Consider the following 17,244-nt stretch of genomic DNA (forward strand, 5'->3'; position numbering starts at 1 on the left):
CCTACCTACGCGCACTCAGGCTTGCGGGATGTCCTTCACCTTGTTATTAAAGGTCCGGGCATTCATACCCAGCAGCTCGGCTGCCTTGGTACCGCTGCCGGCGACTTTCTGGGCAGCCGCGAGCAGCCGCCGCTCCCATATCTCTACGAGGTCCGGGCCTGACAGGCTCTTATCCTTGTCACGCGCTTCGCGCAGGTAGCTGACGCAGCGGGACATGGTGGGCAGCTCGTCCTCCAGCGACGCCGGTGACGCGGGGCCACGTTCCTCCGAGAGCTGCTCTTCGCTTCTCAGGTTTTCTAATTCCACATTGACCAGCTCTGGGCCTATGGACAGCAAGCGCCCGGTCTGCAACCCGCCAACCAACAGCCGGCGCGCGAGCCGTTCTAGATCCCGGTAATTGCCGTTGAGCCGCATGGACCGGAGTGCGCGCGCGATATGGTGCTGGTGCGGACGGAACTGTTCGACGTAGTCCCTGGCGAGCGACATCTTCGCCCTGTCCTGCCCGATCGCCCGCTCGGGAAAAATCTCCGCCAGTTCATCGCAAGCACGGTGCACGACGCATTTCCAGATGTCCTCCAGGTCGGCGGGGCAGTCTCGCAAGTCCGGCAACTCGATGATCAGTTCCGAGATACGGTCCAGGAAGTCGGGCGCCAAGGTCTCCCTCAGCTCGCCACGCGACTTGTTGGTGGCGGCAAGCAGCCGGAAGTTGGCCTTGATGCTGTCCTTGCCGCCGATCTGGCGGAAGCTCCCTTTGCGCTGCAACGCCAGCAACAGCATGCCCTGCGCCTGCGGGTCCATCCAGTGGATCTCGTCCAGGAATACGCAGTCACCGTCGGCCTGCTGCAGCAAGCCGACGCTTGCCTGGCTGGCCGTGCTGTGGGCCCCCTTGACGTAGCCGAACAGGCTGCTGCGCAGCATCGTCGGGTCGCCGCGGAACTCAGCGCAATTCAGGTGCTGCCATTCCTTTTTCGTCATCACCTTCCATTCAAGGTATTTCTGACGCAGGCGGGCGGCGATATCGGTCTTGCCGGAACCGCGGTTGCCGATGATCAGCACCGGGAATGGCACGCTGCCGAATCGCTGCACCAGTTCGGCGACCTTGCGCAGGCTTGGCGTTCGGGCCTTGGCAATGTCCCATGTTTCGTCAGCCGCGTGGGCGTCGTCGCGCCTGCCCAGCTCGGCGAGCAGGTTCCATGACACTTCCTCAAGCGCCTGTCCGGCTCGTCGGTGCCTGCGTGGAATGCCCTGATAAGCAAGGACGTTGTCGCCAAGTATCCGGGCCTGCAACGCCAGCAACATCACCGTCTGCGCCGCCGGCGTACCGGGGCTGAGGTTGACGACGACCTCGGCCTTCGGATGCTTGCGCCGGATCTCTGCCAGGGCCGATGCGGTGAAGCGGAACAAGGCCTGGTGATTGGTCGGTGCTTCGTCCGTATCCCAATGGACCAGCTCTACTTCGGGGCCGCCCAGCGCAGTGATCTCATGCTGCAGCACCTTGGCCACGTCCACCTCGGACGGGTGGACGTCACGCTCGCCAGCCTCGGGCGTGAGACGCCGACGCACCAACAGGTAGTGCTTGTCGATTCGCTCTCGCACGGGCGATCTCTCGTTCAGCAGGAACTCCAGCGTCGGGCCGGCCTCGCGCTGGTTGCCGACAAGCCTGTAGTGGCCATCCTTTTCGCGGCTGTAGGGGTCGTTGTTGAACGATACCCACGACACGCTGACTGTTCTATTGCTCATGGCCGTTGCCTCTTCTTGTGGCGTGCGGGTTGCTGTGCGGGAGGCAACGGCGATACGCGAATCTTCAGCGTGCTGTTGGCCAGCCAGCCCTTGCTTCGGGCGACGCCGTTGCCACCTACGGTGGCTTGCTGCAGGCGCTGCACGTCAAGGCGGCGCCTGGCGGCATCCACTTTGATGTGCATCACCAGCCCGTCGGCGCTGCGCAGCAATTGCTGCCCAGGCGCTTCCATCAGCTCGATGGCATACCGTGCCAGGGAGCCCATCAGCGGCCCGGTGGCCGTCTTCGGTGGCAGCCAGAGCTCCCAGTCGCCGGGCAAGGCGGTCGGAAAGCCGGCTTCGGCCAGTTGGCGTACCGACGGTGCGTTCAATGCCACGTCGGTGCGGCGTTGCATGACGTTGTGGGTCCAGCGACCCACTGCCGCCGCCACGCCAGGGTCCTCCACCACCACGCCGACTTCGATCCCTTCGATCCAGCCATGCCGGGCGTCCAGGTTGCCGGTCCATAACAGCACGGCCTCATCGTCCGCAACGATGGACTTGGTGTGCGTGCGGCGATGGCCATGAATGCGCACCAGCTCCGGCGCCAGCCCGAGCAGCCAGGCCAGGCTGGCCCGCTGCGCCTCGATGTGGTTGCGCGGCTGCACCAGAAGGTCGATGCCGACGCCGCGCGCCAGCGCGCGCTGAAGCGCCGCCCCCACCGGGTGATCCTCCATCCCGATGAAGCTGTAGGTGGCGATCGCCAGGTGGCCGCGGGCGCGGTCGATGAGTTGCACTGCGGCGTCCAGCAGCGAGGTTTCGTATCTGCGCAGCGTGGTCACGGCGCGGCTGTCACCGGCGCCGGCTAGGGCGCGCCAAGAAAGGCTAGGCCGCGCCGGCAGCGAGTGCACGTCAAGGTTGGCGCCGGGCAGGGATTCAAGCGTGGTCAACTGCTGCCAGATGTGGGCGAAAAGTCGGCCGAACTCCCGTGCGGCCACCGGCTGGTACAGGGCCAGGCCGTCCTCCGGATTGATCTCGTAGGCCTCCTTGGTCGAATTGGCAGAGGTGACGATGGCGCAGGCATCGTCGACCACGCAGAACTTGGCGTGGCAATCCTCGGCGCTGCGCAGCCAAGCGCCGGCGCGGGCCAGCCGTCGCAGGTGCTCGTCGTGACGCTGGGCGCGTTCCCGCTGTTTCGCTGTCTGCGCGTCGACCTCGTCGTCCAGTTCCAGCACCTCCGCGCGCAGATGCTTGCCCAGCGCCGTCAGGATGTAGACGCCGCCTTGCAGGCGTTCCGCCGCTTCGCACAAGGCCTGCACGATTTCTTCGTCGGCGAAAAGGAAGCTGCAGAACAGCACCTTGCGGCTGGCCGCCCGGATTTGCGCGATCAGCTGGTCGCGGATGTGCGCGGACTGGTTGAGGTCGTCGGTGGAGACGTGCACGATGTCCTCACGCCCCGTGTCCTGCAATTGGTAGCCAACGCCAGACGGGGGCGATTTGTCGCGCATGAACAGCACACCCGGCACGCGCTGCCGGCCTAACTGGATCGTAGGGGCACCGGGTGCAGGCGGGGGTAGTCTGATGTCGTTGGTCATGCCGACTGCTCCTCGGCAGCGTAGGGAGAGACTAGGTCACGCTGCAGGCGACGCATGCACAGCGCCGCGCGCAACTCCACCCGAGGCCACAGGTTCACCGCTGCTTCGTCGGCCGATGGCAGGACGTGGTCGCTGCCCCAGTAGTCGGCAAGGCTGGCTGCCACGGCCGCGCAAGTGGTGTCAAAGTCACGCCGCAATGCTGCATCGCTTCGCGACAGGAAGGCGTAGAACGCCTGACGCGCCGCCTCGCCATCAGCAGGCATCGCATGGACGCGCAAGCCTGCGTGCCACGGATCGAACCGCGCCCGCAGCAGGGTGTCGCAGGGCCGGTCGACATCGCCGAGCATATGGATCATCTGTTCGATGTCGCAGGACACCTCATACGCGCCGTCGCTCCGCAGCGGGGTGTCGGTCGGCAGCGGCAGCTCGCTGAGGACAGCCGCCAGCAGCCCGGTCGGATGCTGCGCCTGGGCATCGATGAGTTGGGCGGCATCGATCAGCGGACAGGCATGCGCGTGCCCACCGTGCCGCAGGAAGGCGCTCCAGCGCAGTTCGCCGGGCGTGGTGTGAAGCGCTGCCAGCACCAGCGTAGCCGTCTGCGGTTGGTGTTGCCCGTCGACGCGTCGGCTGAGGCGCCGCACCTCCCACTGCGAACCGGGCACGACGCGCACCAGTTGGCCGCTCAGGCCGACCACGCCGGTGCTGATGCCACAGGCCGCCATACGCTCGTCGGCTGGCAGGGAAAGGCTGCTGTCCAGCGTGCGCAGCGACGGCGGCACCTCTTGCGGCGGCAGCGACGGCTGGCGATGACGAGCCGTGTGGCGTTGTTGCCTGTCATCTTCGACCCTGATGAACAGCAGTGGCTCGGCCAGGAACACCAGCCTGGCCTTGTGCACGCGCCGCTGCGGAATGGCGCCGCGTTCCAGCGCCATGTGGCCCAGATCGCTCAACCGGCACAGCGACGAGTCAGACACGCGCGAGACACGCAGCTTGCGCGCGCGCGTCGGCGCCGTTGGCGGCACCGGCGCTGCGCCGCCAAACAGGCGGGACTTCAGAAGATGCTTAGCGAAAGACAGCAGGCCCTCGCTGGCCTGGGCGGGCTCGGCGCTTTCCTGCTGCAGCAACTGGTCGCCCAGCAGGCGGTGGATGATGGCTTCCGAAACCGTGTCGCCCAGGCCCAGGTATTCATCGACCAGCACCGGCGAGATTCGCCCCAGCGCGCGCGCCAACGCCAGCACTGCCCAGTCCGCGGAGCGGAGTTCACTCTCCTGCATGCATTCCAACGCCGCGAACTCGACTTCGAACAGCTCCAGCTCCCGCGCCAGGATCGCGGTGGGGTTGCTCGTGACGCCGGCCTGGTACAGCAACGCCGCGATTGCTTGAAGGTCAGGCGCGCTCATGACTGGCCTCCCAGGGCACGGCCCCATTTCTTCTTCTGCTCGCAGTCCTCGTACAACCGCACGAGCAGGTCGCCGGGATCGCGCCGGCGGCCGCCTTCCTGGCCGGCCAGCGTGGTGGAGTCGCCGATCACGATGCGCTTGTGGCGCGCACGCGTGACCGCCACGTTCAATCGGTTGAGGTTGTCGACGTGGCCGCGGCGGCCTTTAGGATTGCTGCGCGTGGTGCACAAGATCACCAGGTCTTTTTCACGCCCCTGGAAGCGGTCGACGATGCTGACGTGGATGTCGATAGGTGCATGGTTCGCGGCAGGGCGGCTCCATTCCCGGCGCCACGGATCGCTGCCGCCGCGTAGGCGGCGGAAGATGGCCTCTCGCATCTGGCGCGCCTGCTCCAGGTAGAAGCAGACGACGCCGATCTCGAAAGGCGCATCGGGTCCGCGCCCGTGCTCGCGCGGGTCGCCGCGCCAGCTCTGGACGGCCCAGGCAGCGCACGTCTCCACCAGTTCGAGAGCCACGTCGATCTCGAGCGGATTGGTGTAGCTGCCACCCTGCCACTCGGTGTCGCGCGGATATTCATAGCGCCGCCCGCCCGGCTGGTATGCGGTGTCCAGCCAGATCGACGGCGCCTGCAGACCGGGGATGTCCAGGCCCAGTTGATGGGTGTCGCGCGCCGATGGGTAGTCGCGGCCGTAAACCTGCTCTGACGAAAACGCCGCGAGCGCCGGTGCCATGCGGTGCTGGTAGTTGAGCTTTACGACCCGACTGTCCGGCAACTTGGTCAGGTGCTCGAACACGCTTGGCAGCGCCAGCTTCTGCAGTTCCAGCATCTCAGCACCCAGGCGCAGCGCGGCGTTCCACTGGCCGTGATCGGGGCTGGATGCATCGTTGCGCTTGGACTGGTTGCGCCACTTTTCCGGATCGGCGCCGAGCAGCACAAGTTCATCGCGCGCTGTGTCGTCGATACCGAATGGATCGCACAGCGCCTCGACTAGTTGACGCCAGGCCTTTTCAAGGCGTTCGGGATCGGGATGCATGCGGTTGTCGAAGTGCTGCCGCAGTTGGCTGCTCACTTCGCGTATCCACGCAGGATCAAGCTCGGACAGGCCAGCCCGCTTCGCGCGCTCCGACACTACCGCTTCGAGCTCGCCGAGGTCGACATACGGGGGCAGCTGGCGATGGTCCCCCACCAATATCCACTTGCGCGCGCGCGCCGCCGGGACGAGGAAATCGGTGATGGTCGCCTTGCTGGCTTCATCCATGATCATGACGTCGAACACCGCCTCCACGTCACGGAACTCGGGCGCCATGGCGATGCCGATGGGGGTGGCGCACAGCAGATTGGCGTTGAGCAGCAGCATGGCGCCGATGGCGTCGTCGTTCTTGATGCGCTCGGCCCATTCGCGCTGCACCTGGGCCACGGGATCCTTGGCCAGGTCGTCATCGCCTGCGGCATCGCGGATCTCTTCGGACAGCTGGGCGGCCAAGTCGCGGCAGCGGTTGCCCAGCAGGAAGCGGTGGGCTTGTGCTTCGACGTTCTTCTCGGAGCCCAGGCGGATCGCGGTGACGCCGGGGCGGGTCCCAACGCGCTCCAGCACGTTGTCCAGCGCCACGTGGGTCGGCGCCACCAGCAGGATGCGCTTGCCGGCCTTGACTAGCTCTTCGATGATGCCGCAGATGACGGTGGTTTTGCCGGTGCCCGGCGGCCCCTGGATGAGGGCGATGTCGGGCGTCTCCAGCGCCAGCTCCCGAGCCTGCAGTTGGCGCACCGTCTGCGCATCGCCGGGAGGCAGGCTGGGCGGCGGCACGTGCGGCAGCCCGTCGGGGCGCGTGAGCGCTTCCAGCAGCCGGGCATAGGCTTCATCCGTTCCCATAGCCATGGCATCGAGCGCTTCGCGCATGCGCTTGAAGGCATCGTCGCCGGGTTTGACGCGCAGTTCACCCTGCGCCAGCAACTCTTCGCCGTTGTCGACGAAGGTGGTCGTCAGAACTTCGCCGTCATCGGAGATGTCGTCGAAGGTGAGTGTGCGCATCCGGCCCTTGCTGGTCGGTACCTCGATCCGAGTGCCCGGACGGGTGAAGGCGCGCGGCCACTCGTCCGCCTCCAGTTTGCGCAGCCTGACCGGCGCACGGTCGGCCAGCGTGTAGCTTGCGCGCGGCGCTGACGACTCGGCGTGGTTGCGCAGTGCTTCTAGGTAGCGGCGCACATTGCTGATGAAGATGCCGTCCTTCTCGGACTCACGCTCGGCATCACGCGGATCGATGCAGGCCCGCAGACGGGTCTGGGCCGCCACCATCCGACACAAGCCGGCAAGATCAAAGCCATGCCGATTGCCCACGCCGAAGCTGGCCACCAGCAAGCGCGCGACCGGCGGCGGCCTTAGGCGGAAGGCGGAGAAAACGCGCAGGCTCAGGCCGTCGCGCGCGGGGCTGCAGGCAAACGCGATGCGGCTGGTGGCGAGCACTACGCAGAAATCGTTCTCCGGCAACCGGCCTTCGCTGGCCTGGATCAGTGCGGGGCTGATGGGCTCGCCACGGTCCGGCGCCTTGAATTTCCCGTCGGTGCCTTTGACCTGGAACCAGGTCCAGACATCGCGGTGGTTGAACTCCTCCACGGCGGCAGCGAAATCCAGCGCCGGATCAATTTTCTGGATGAGCTGAGGCAGCTTTTCAGAGCAGCTCAGGGGAATTGTGTCGTGCACCCGCAGCGTGCCAGACAGGCCAAGCCGTGTCTGGCCGGCAATACGGGGCAGGGGGAGTTCCAGGCGCTCTGCCAGCCGGGCAATGCGTTGAATCAACATAACCGGGACGCTTTCGTTCAGAAGTGCGGTAGGTCTCGCACCGCAATCGGTGTGCCAGGACGTCTTCACCGACAAATCAGTTACTTACGCGTGCCGCCGTCTGTAATCGGGAATGTACAAGCCAGTTGCGAGCAACATTTCGCTCAAACCGCATCGCAAGCATTAATTTGCTTGGAAATGGATGAATTTGGCTCAACAGCTGCAAATGTTGACCGCGTTGAATCTATAAGTTATTGAATTTGCTGATGAATTTCTTCTGGCACGCATTTTTCTATAGGTTGTATACCACCAACTGAAATGAGGCGTGCGATGAACACCACCCACCACGGCGAGCTCCGGCAGCAACAGCGCGGCATCCCATCCGTCATCGTTGATCTGGTGCTGACGTACGGCAGCGGCGAATACGACAACCGGGGCGGCCTCACGAAGTACCTCGACCGCCGTAGCCGCAAAGCCATCGAGCAGGCCAAAGGGCGTGAGTTCGTGAAGCGCTACAGCAACCAGATGAACGTTTATGTCGTGCAAAGCGCCATCGACGGCCGCGTGATCACCTGCGGCCATCGCCACACCCGCATCAACCGCCACTGAACAAATCCACCATCAAGAATCATGGACACCAAGAACCGCCAAAAGAAGTACCGCCTGCAGGGCGCTGAAACCGCGCGTCTGGCGCAACGCCTGGGCGCGAACGACCAGGCTGGCATTGCCGAGCTGAAGACGCTGGCCGGCCGCATCGAGGCCATCAACGCAAGCAAGGCAGCGATGTCGCTCGACAAGCGCGCTGGCTTTATCTTCGAAGAGGTGCACGCCGGCACGTTCAACGCTGCGGCGCGCAAGGCCGGCGATTTCAAGACGACGGCACTGACCGGCGGCGCCGGCGGCTTTGCGGGCGATCAGCGAGTCGACATCCGCGTCGTGCAGGGCGACAAGATCGTCGCCGAGGCGCAGGCCAAGTGCTGCGGTAGCGCCGCGCGCAGCGCGGTCTCCTGCGCCAAGCCGAAATACGCGGGGACCCAGCGCATCGTGCCCGACGACCAGACGCAGCCCGCGCGGGACATGCTTTCCAAATCAGCCAAGGCAAAGGCGACGTCGCAGAACCCCCGCATGCGCGAGATCGGCACCAATCGCCAGGAAGCAGCTGCCAAGGTAACAAACAAGCTGAAAGCGGCCGGGCACGAGAGCAAGGCGATCACTCACGAGCAAGCCCAGACACTGGCATCCGGCGACACGTCCAGCATCGCCCGCGCGATCGCCACGGAGACCGTGAAATCGGCGGCGACCAACGCTGCAAAGTCCGGGCTTGCCGTCAGCACGGCGATCAGTGCAGCAACCAGCCTGGCTCAGGTTGCCAACGGCCAAATTTCAGTCAAGGAGGCTGCCAAAGCAGTGGCGACAGATGGCGCTGCTGGCGCTGCACGAGCCGCTGCGACGGCTGTGGCGGCCGAAGGCGTGAAGGAGGTTGCGAAACGCGCCCTGTCGGCAAATGCCGCAAGGGTTTTCGCAGCCGGCTCCGGCCCGCTTGCTGTGGCCGGGTGCGCTGCAGAGCTTGTCACGGATGCCTACAAGGGCGAACTGACGGCGGAAAAGGCAGCTCGAAGCGCAACTCGCGCCGCGGGCGGGTGGGCTGGTGCAGAAGGCGGCGCACTTGTCGGCAGCATGTTTGGCCCGGTCGGCACGCTCATCGGTGCCACGCTTGGAGGCATCGGCGGCTCCTTGCTCGGCGGGCTGTGGTGAGCATCAGTAAATCTGCCCATCACGCTTTCACCCTATCAGAAGGAGCGCATGTGCATCGCATCCATCAGTCGGTCGCCAGTCCCATAGTCATCAACTGGCATGTCACGGAAGCGTGCAACTTCCGGTGCCGTTACTGCTACGCCAAGTGGCGGCAGCTAGACAGCCGCGAGCTGATTCGAGATCCCGAGGCAACCAATGCCTTAATTGGGGCTCTGTACGAGGGCTTCGCCCAGTTCAGCACAACGAGGCCGCCCCGCTTGAACTTCGCTGGCGGAGAACCACTGTTGTACGGTAGTCAGGTTGCTGTGGCCCTGGCGCGGGCCCGGGCTGTTGGCTTCGAAGTTTCAATGATCAGCAACGGCAGCCGCTTGACAGCCGATGTGGCGGAAGCCATTGCCCCGCATCTGACGATGCTGGGCATCAGCATTGACGCGACAACATCGATAACCAATGAGCGGATTGGCCGACTGGACGGGCGTGACATCCATCTTGATCTCGCCGGGCTAGTCGACCGTATCACTCTCATGCGCCGAATCAATCCGGCAATGACGCTCAAGGTCAATACGGTGGTCAATGAAGCCAATTGGCAAGAGAATCTGATTCCCTTGATATCCGATTTGGCACCAAGTCGTTGGAAGGTCCTTCGGATGCTGCCTGTGGTGACCAACGCACTGGCCTTGCGCGACGATCAGTTTCAGGCGTTCGTTGATAGGCATCGTGACCTGGAGGGCATGATGTGTGTCGAAGACAACGACGACATGGTGCAGTCGTACATCATGGTCGACCCCCACGGGCGTTTCTTCCAGAACCGTGTCGTCGGCGCGGGCTATGAGTATTCGCCGCCGATCATCGACACGGGCGCGTTGGCGGCTTTTGATTGCATGACATGGTCGGCGGAGAAGTTCGCAGCGCGCTATCCGCGCATGAGCATTCGGGTTGCGACATGAGGTGCTAAGCAGGTTGACCCACTCACAGGTAGTCACACTCATGAGGGGCTCTCGCGGTCCGCGAGTTATTTGCTGTGCAGATAGATCATGGCGGCGTTGATTTTCCAGTCGCCGGCTCCGGCCGCTGTGGCGTTCTTCGCGCTTCGGCGCGCGAGGTCAACTTGATCGGTGTGCCTTTGCCACGTGATGCGGTTGCGGGCAAGCCAACATCTCGCCTAAGGCTGGGCGGTGCCCCGCGATATTCAGCCATGCGACGAATAGAACTCGTGCGGCAACATTAGGAATGCCGTTTCCGCGCCGGTCAACTAGTCGGAGACAGATCCATCGCTCTAGCCCCTCGTCGGTGGTGAGGGTGTCCGGGGGCGCCACCTTCACCGGAGAGCCGGCATAACGCCCGAGCACTAGCCGCGCCCAGGCCGGAATCTGAGCTGAATAGTGCCGCCGGCGAAGCACGATCTGGAGTTGGGTAGGTTCGACTCGACAGTCGGCCAGGAAGGTGACGCAGCGGCCGAGTTCCTGTTGATTGCAGAACCGCCACTCACGATTGCGCCGATCCATGTTTTCGATGAGAAGCGAAATCGTCGCCTGTGTCTGCTGCGGGTCGCGGTGCCATACCTCCCGCACGTTTCGAAGGAGGTGGTGCATCTGCGAGCGTTCGGCATCGTTCATTCGCGCCGTTGGCATCAGGACGCCCTGGACATCCGTGTCAGTAGCAGCCTCTTCAGCGCTTGCTCCGCCAACGAGTACTCGCATTTCGGCTGCGGCGGCAATGACCTTCGGCATCTGCTCTTCAAGCAAATTGAAGTGCGCCGCTATCGATCGCAGTGGTTGGTGATGGCGGGCATGCGCGTCGAGGAGCGAGGCAAGGTCTTCAAAGCCGAGCCAATCGTGGTCGTCCCCATCCTTCGGACGGTGATCGCCACCACTGGGCTCAACCGCAGCCCAGCCGGCACGCGAGCGAGCATTTGCCAGGACTGTCTGCCAGCCGCTCGCACGCTGTTCGCTGTAGTTGGAGCGGGCGATGCCGGCCGCATTAGCAAAAACTGAATGAGGCACTTCCTCCGCCAGTGTCAGCACGGCTTCCAACTGCAGAAAGTGGGAAACATGCTGGTAGTGCATGCATGTCGTCGCTGAGGCCAAGTGACCCATCAGCTTGGTGATGGCGAGTAGTGCCCGTCGGTCGGTTCGATCCTCGCTGCCAAGCAGGCGCCGTCTGAGCATTGGTCCCCGATCGAGCCATTGGACCATGGCAGGGTGCGATGCCCAGATGCGTTTGCACAGCCCACTGTTCTCACCCTCGAGGGCCAACAGCAGCCAGTTGGCCCCCGCATGGCGTAGGCTGTAAACCCGAAACTTCGGATCGCCAGTCACGTTTCGCAGCACCCGTCGCAGCAGCACAAGCAGTCTGTCGTGGTGAGCTTTAGCAGCCACTCCAGCCGGTGGGTGGAACAGCAGCGAGCGGAGGGCTAGCGGACCGCCAGGATCGGCGAACTCCGCATTGCGCCTGGCTATACGCGAGTTCAAGCGCTCGATGACGTCCGGCGGTGCCAAGATCGACAGCGGGACGCGCCGCACGGCCTGCGCAGTTTTCAGGTTGTGGCCGGCGTACTCGCGCACGCACATGGTCAGTTCGCCGCCATGCTGCTCGAAGTCTCCCAGCCTGAGCATCAGGTACTCGCGAGGTCGGGCCAGACTCCAGGCGCCCAAGCCAAGCAGGTCCATCAAATCCTGACGCTCCTTCGGTGTCAACGGCGGATCAATGCCGGAGTCCAGCGCTGCAATGGCTTCTTGGTATTCGTCGATGCTAAACATTCGGGCGTCGACGCGGTCATCCTGGTCCCCCTCCTCGAGGTCGTTGTCTTCGTCTTCAGCCGAGACTGATTCAGACGTCTTGTTCAACCCCGTCAGGGCAGGTTCGAACCGGTTCAGCAACTTGATGCCACGGCGCAGGTCCGGCCGTGATGCACCGGTCTCCAGCTCGTGGGTGAGCGCTGATAGCGCGCTGATGCTCTGCTGCGTCGTCAGCGTCGTGAACCATCGTTGACCGATCTCGACAGCCAGCCGCGGAAGCAGCACGCTCGTCATGCGTCGCATGCCGATGAGAATGTTGCCGGAGTCCGCTATGGCTTCCGAGTTCAATGCGAGCGTCGTTCTGACCAACCAGTTGAGCGCGCCCTGCCGGAATTCATCGGTCGTGCCCGTGCGGTTCAGCGCTTCCAGTCGTGCGACCACCTCTTCGATATTCTTGTCAGGCGCCATAGCGTCCCATGCGTCATGCAACCACGGATGTGCGCATCGCTGATCAAGAGTCGTGAAGTCGATCTCAGTGCCCGAGTCCGCGCTGGCGTGCGCGATCGCTGAATTTCGGTCTAGGCGCAGATGGAAATCCGGATCGTCGGCAGCCGCATCGCCTTGTTCCAGATCGTCAATGGTGAGAGCGGCAAAGGGGGCGAGCGTCGCCAGCGGTGTGCTACCAGATCGGCTGGATCGGAGTTCCCAGCAGCCGAAAAGGCGGTCCCATGTTCGCTGCTGGAGCGATGTGGTTGAGATTCCTCGCTGTGCGACCTGGACGATGTGTTGCGGCGCTCGTGTCGACCAGAACGCACGCGCGACGCGAACGACCACTCGAAAGTTTCCGGGGCATCCGTGCTGTGGTGCACCGTGATGTCTGAGAAACCGGTTGAGGTCTTTGGTCATGCTGCTCAGCGTGGGCACTGCGGGGAACGATGGAGCACGCAGGATGAGCAACTCAGTAATCGGATCGACGAACCAGCGCGTCAGCTGTTGTCCCCCGGGTGTTTGAGATGGAAGCCAGACGGTCATGAAGCTGTGGCCGTCCGGGCCGGTGCACAGCTGCAGTCTGCGAGGTCCGAGCTCAGCAAGAGTTTCAAAGATGCGTGCCAGGAGCAGGCTATCCAAGACCATGCCGTTGATGACTGCGGACAACGCAATGCCAATTGCCCAGTAGCGCGGGTCGTCGTCTGGGTCCAGTGACCGCAGGCGGATCCACTCATGCAGAGCTGCGCGCCAAGCTGCCAGATCCGCGAGCCGCAATGTCGCCTTGGACGTGATCGGCGACTCCGGCGGGCTGCCGATTGCCGCGACCATGGTGTTCGCGATGCGGACGCCAAGCGACTGCGTTCGCCGGACGGCCGCAAGCGTCAGGCGCAGCCACGATGCCACCACGGTTCGCGGGAAGCCGTGGCGCTGCATGGCCAGCAGTAGTTCGTCCTCCAACGCGCGCGCACTTTCCGAGTCTGCGGATTCGGCGTCTGCCAGCGAGCGTCCCGTCAACGTCTTGGCATGCGCATTGTTCGAATTCATCAGCAGCCACTGCAGGTTGACGACTTCCGCTCGATCACCGCGAGCAGCATGTCGGGCGACTTCTGACCAAACGCCCTTGGCGATGTCGGGCAACGCGGGTGGAAGATGACAGCCTGCCCATACCGGTCGTGTCCGCGGGCGAGGCACCGGTGTTTTCAATCCGACTTTGGGCAGATGAACTTCATCACCGTGATGGCCGTGTCGTGCCGAAGTGCCGACGCAAAGGCTGGGAGTGGGAGCCAGATGCAAATGCTCGGCGTACTCCGGCAGTTTGCTTTCGATCGCAGCCAGGTAGGCTCGCGGCGAGTGCGTTGAGTGCTTGCTGAACCAGTTCTGACCATGGTTGAAATGACCCAGCAGCGGGTCGATCAAGCGGCCATTGCACTGCTGGTCCAGCCACTCTGTGCGCAGCAGTGCGCGGCCAAAGTTTGGTGGCAACGGACACCCGCGCTTGGCCAGCCGCGCCTTGATCCATTCAGGCGTCGCCGGAACAAGACTTTCGTCGTCTTCGATCACGAACAGCCTTTGGGCGCCAGCATCGAGCGCCCGCCATTCCGCAATCAGATCGAGCCTGCCTATCACGGCGGAGTTGTGCCGCTCGAGCTGTGCAGTGACTGCTTGCCAGGACGCCAGAATCAGAATGAGCCGCGACTTGTCTTGATGCGCGTGCTGCTTGTCAACCACCCCCGCGGCGTCGAAGCTGGTGAGCATGTCGAGTCCACGGCGCAGTTCATAAAGATGGGGAATGCAGGGGCCATCCGCTGTCATCGGCCTTAGGCCTAGCAGCAGCGTTGGTCGGAGCCAGGCAAGCAACGTGAAGTCGTTGTGATACCGGCGGATTTCCGAGCGGCGCTCCAGATCAATGGCTCTGTGGGCGTCTGCCTGCAGCCCATCGATCAAGCGATGGACGTTCTCGATGTCTACGGCGTGTCGACAACCCACCCAGCCCGGTTGGAGGGCGGCAATGTGGCTGGCGCTCTCATGCTCGACAACGTCGGCACCCTGCAGCCACCGCAAGGCCTGTGCATGCCACCGGACGAGATTCGAGGCTCGAACCTGTGTGTAGTGCAACCGTGCTTCACCAGTCCGCCGATCGTCAAAGCTGATGATCCAGGCTGGTACTGAGTCACCGCAAACGTGCGTGATGGCCGCGTGCATAGAGGCGCGGAGGCGGTCGACCGTCAAGGTCGCTCGAGGATCGTCGCAGATCGGGTCCAACGCTGCCTCAGCGCAGTCGCGAGCCAACGCTCGAGCTGTCTTGTTCTCGACGCCGAGAGCTCGGCGTCTCGCCGTTGCGGTCTTCGGAAGCCTGTCTACGCGCGCGGCCATTGCAAGCATGTCGCTGCCGAGGCCTCCACTGTCAGGAAGCAGAAATGCAGTCTGCCGCAGGCGTCCGCTACGGGCTATGTCAGCGGAGAGCTGAGTTGAATACCTGGGGGCAAGACCCGGAACCATGAATGCCAGCGCCCGCCAGTCGCCGGCCAGATCATCGTCGGAAGTGGCTAGGAGGATGATCTGGTCTTGCTTGACGTAAAGCATCGACTCCAGCGTCTGCGAGTCCAACGCATCGATCTTCTGGATCGCGATGTCGGCCGTTGTGTCTGGGGCCCATCCGTACAGCGCGGCTGCCTTCAGCAGTACGCCACTGATGGCATCCAAGCGGGCTTTGGCTTGATTGCGCACGTTTCCATCCAGATAGGCATCGATTCGTCCTTGGGCCGTCCGGAGGCTGCGTTCTCGATCTGCTCGCGATGCAACATCGAGTGACCACGTGAATGCCTGTTGCCGGAGTTCGAGGGCGAGGCGGCGGAACCGCATCTGTGACATCCGCTTGCTGGCTTCGGTCGGGTCATAGAGCTCGATGCCAGCATCCCTGGTGGTGTCGGGCGCTTCGCCCTCGAATTCCTCCTGACCGAGATCACGTTCGTCTTGATCTGGCAGGAAAACGATGGTGACTGGTGGTGCGTTCTCGGCCCAGTCGACATCGAGTTCTCTTTGAACGGCGTTTACGCCGTCAACCCAGCCCGTCCGCGCTTCACTGCCGCCATCCCCTGCGCCGTCATGACGTCGTCTGACTCGCGCTTTCAGATGCTCGGCGTTCAGTAAGTGCGAAAGCGTGTTCACGTATCGCCGCAAGTCCTGGAAATACCGTGCCGCGTCTTGCCGGGACCCGAGTTGAACCGCTGAAAAGTCAGGCTGCATTGAACACAGCCGCGCGGCGAAGTCCAAAGTGCATGGTTCGCTCGGCAGTTGCATGAGGAGCGGTCCGTACTTGGCAAGGCTGTACTCTCTCAGGCAAAGACAAACCGGGCCGGCGCCGATCGGCACCGGCGCAAACTCCTTGGCTCCGGTGTGCAACATGTAGTCGTCGACACCGAGCGCTGCCCGCCACCGTGCCTCGAAGTAGATGGTCAAGACGTGCGCGCGTAACGACTGATATTGCGCGTCGGCTTCTGAGGCTTGCGGTGTGCCACCGGGCTCAAGTTGGTTGAACAGTGCGGCCGCAACCGGGTGCCGTGTGACACCGTGCCGCAGTAGCAGATGGTCGGCGTGGTGTCTCGGCACCTTGTACATCTGCTGCAAGGCCGGATCGGCTCTTAGGGTCGGCTCCAAGGCGTGGATCTGCTCCAGGGTTTGGATCCACGTGGCGACTTCATGTCTCCAGTCGCCGGCCCAGAAAGTCGACGCTTCTGCGAACGTGTCAGTCCTCAGCAGAGCTCGTAGATTTGCGAAGACCGTGCCGTGCGCGAGGAACTGCGGGTGAGCACCAATGAGCCAAGCGATGTCCTTGAGAGCGTCGGTTGAGCCTCCCGCGCGCTCAATGTGGCCGGACAGCGCAGCGAATGCCGAACTGGCGGCCATGGATCCCTTGTGATCAGTGGCGCTCATGCTGAGTTCGAGCCGTGGTTGCGCACGGAAGGGAGCTTGCGTGGATCGCATTCGAGAGCGCGAACCAAGTTCATTTTTTGCGAACTCGCGAGCGGGTTGATGCCCTCGTCGATCATGGTTGACAAGACTCGGTGCATCGCTGGAGGCGTCAAAGATGACGACAGTGCTGGAGTGCTTGCGGCGAAAAGGCCGCCGCCGGCGACAAGTCGTCGGGTGCGTTTGGTCACCTGATGAGCGAGCATCACCACCGGAATTAGGGTGTCGTCAGGCCAGTGCAACTGTGCGGCCAGCAATACTGCTGGATTCGCCAGCCATCCCAATGGGCCCTTACCATCGGCTGGCCCAATGACGACCGGCATCCTTGCCAGCATCAACGCCTCAAGGCCTTGCTGCGACCAGTCGGCAAAATTCAATAGCCGCATCGGCGTGATATCGGCGTGCCGATAGAACTCTGCTGCAATCGGATCCATGCCGGCAATTCGGCCAATTTCTACATATTCGATTCTCGCTGTCCGAAATATTCGTTTCTCTTCCGTCGATTTGCGTCGCAGTCGCACGTTGTCGGCAGTCATGATTAAAATTCCGAGTGATCAGTCTTGGCGTACGCTAACCGGCGGACAAAATTATTTCAACTCGCCAAATTTGGCTTGTTCTTAGATTTTTTTAGTTTCAAGTAAACGTTATCCAGGGCTGCCCCTAACCCCAGGTTCCCTTTGAAATGGCCTGCATTCAGCAATAAAACTAAGACCCCTTAGATCGGGGGGGTGAATGGACGGGCGAGCGCGTAGAGAGCTGGCGGGTAGCGAAGGCAACCGAACTCGCATAGACTCTGTGTTCGCTA

At 63.2% G+C, this 17,244-nt stretch carries 9 protein-coding genes; 3 read left to right on the plus strand and 6 right to left on the minus strand.

Annotated features, from left to right (window positions below; all coding sequences use genetic code 11):
- Positions 1 to 15: 15 nt before the first annotated feature.
- The 4 genes from AC0IZJ_RS08625 to AC0IZJ_RS08640 are packed head-to-tail and all read right to left on the minus strand — an operon-like array spanning position 16 to position 7,578.
- On the minus strand, positions 16 to 1,740 hold the full coding sequence (locus AC0IZJ_RS08625; RefSeq protein WP_471848632.1) for a sigma 54-interacting transcriptional regulator: 1,725 nt from the start codon (positions 1,738 to 1,740) through the stop codon (positions 16 to 18).
- Positions 1,737 to 3,311, minus strand: coding sequence for a phospholipase D-like domain-containing protein (locus AC0IZJ_RS08630; RefSeq protein ID WP_471848634.1), 1,575 nt, complete (start codon positions 3,309 to 3,311; stop codon positions 1,737 to 1,739). Before AC0IZJ_RS08630 ends, AC0IZJ_RS08625 begins: the two co-directional genes overlap by 4 nt.
- On the minus strand, positions 3,308 to 4,711 hold the full coding sequence (locus AC0IZJ_RS08635) for a hypothetical protein (RefSeq protein ID WP_471848635.1): 1,404 nt from the start codon (positions 4,709 to 4,711) through the stop codon (positions 3,308 to 3,310). Before AC0IZJ_RS08635 ends, AC0IZJ_RS08630 begins: the two co-directional genes overlap by 4 nt.
- Positions 4,708 to 7,578 (minus strand): AAA domain-containing protein, encoded by a 2,871-nt coding sequence (locus AC0IZJ_RS08640; protein ID WP_471848637.1) that lies wholly within the window; start codon positions 7,576 to 7,578, stop codon positions 4,708 to 4,710. The genes AC0IZJ_RS08635 and AC0IZJ_RS08640 overlap by 4 nt, the downstream gene beginning before the upstream one ends.
- 240 nt (positions 7,579 to 7,818) lie before the next feature.
- Here AC0IZJ_RS08640 and AC0IZJ_RS08645 point away from each other — a divergent pair, with 240 nt between their 5' ends.
- Genes AC0IZJ_RS08645 through AC0IZJ_RS08655 form a run of 3 tightly spaced genes read left to right on the plus strand, consistent with a single transcriptional unit; the run spans position 7,819 to position 10,190 of the window.
- Complete coding sequence (locus tag AC0IZJ_RS08645; protein WP_471848639.1) at positions 7,819 to 8,097, plus strand: hypothetical protein; 279 nt, start codon at positions 7,819 to 7,821, stop codon at positions 8,095 to 8,097.
- 21 nt (positions 8,098 to 8,118) lie between these two features.
- A complete protein-coding gene (locus AC0IZJ_RS08650; protein ID WP_471848641.1) occupies positions 8,119 to 9,243 on the plus strand; it encodes a hypothetical protein in 1,125 nt (374 codons plus the stop codon).
- A gap of 50 nt (positions 9,244 to 9,293) precedes the next feature.
- Positions 9,294 to 10,190 carry a viperin family antiviral radical SAM protein gene (locus tag AC0IZJ_RS08655; protein WP_471848643.1) on the plus strand — a complete coding sequence of 299 codons (897 nt, stop codon included), beginning with the start codon at positions 9,294 to 9,296 and terminating at the stop codon, positions 10,188 to 10,190.
- 156 nt (positions 10,191 to 10,346) lie between these two features.
- On the opposite strand, the gene AC0IZJ_RS08660 is transcribed toward AC0IZJ_RS08655, so the two are convergent.
- The gene (locus tag AC0IZJ_RS08660; RefSeq protein WP_471848645.1) at positions 10,347 to 16,403 is read right to left on the minus strand and encodes a hypothetical protein; all 6,057 of its coding nucleotides are present in this window, start codon (positions 16,401 to 16,403) and stop codon (positions 10,347 to 10,349) included.
- Positions 16,400 to 16,975 (minus strand): hypothetical protein, encoded by a 576-nt coding sequence (locus AC0IZJ_RS08665; RefSeq protein WP_471848647.1) that lies wholly within the window; start codon positions 16,973 to 16,975, stop codon positions 16,400 to 16,402. The genes AC0IZJ_RS08660 and AC0IZJ_RS08665 overlap by 4 nt, the downstream gene beginning before the upstream one ends.
- Positions 16,976 to 17,244: the final 269 nt, after the last annotated feature.

The organism is Roseateles sp. AC306 (assembly GCF_979253795.1).

Bases quoted from the DNA above. Each gene is read 5' to 3' on its own strand.
- AC0IZJ_RS08630 (WP_471848634.1), bottom strand. From the start codon at position 3,311: ATGACCAACGACATCAGACTACCCCCGCCTGCACCCGGTGCCCCTACG.
- AC0IZJ_RS08665 (WP_471848647.1), bottom strand. From the start codon at position 16,975: ATGACTGCCGACAACGTGCGACTGCGACGCAAATCGACGGAAGAGAAA.
- AC0IZJ_RS08650 (WP_471848641.1), top strand. From the start codon at position 8,119: ATGGACACCAAGAACCGCCAAAAGAAGTACCGCCTGCAGGGCGCTGAA.
- AC0IZJ_RS08635 (WP_471848635.1), bottom strand. From the start codon at position 4,711: ATGAGCGCGCCTGACCTTCAAGCAATCGCGGCGTTGCTGTACCAGGCC.
- AC0IZJ_RS08660 (WP_471848645.1), bottom strand. From the start codon at position 16,403: ATGAGCGCCACTGATCACAAGGGATCCATGGCCGCCAGTTCGGCATTC.
- AC0IZJ_RS08645 (WP_471848639.1), top strand. From the start codon at position 7,819: ATGAACACCACCCACCACGGCGAGCTCCGGCAGCAACAGCGCGGCATC.
- AC0IZJ_RS08625 (WP_471848632.1), bottom strand. From the start codon at position 1,740: ATGAGCAATAGAACAGTCAGCGTGTCGTGGGTATCGTTCAACAACGAC.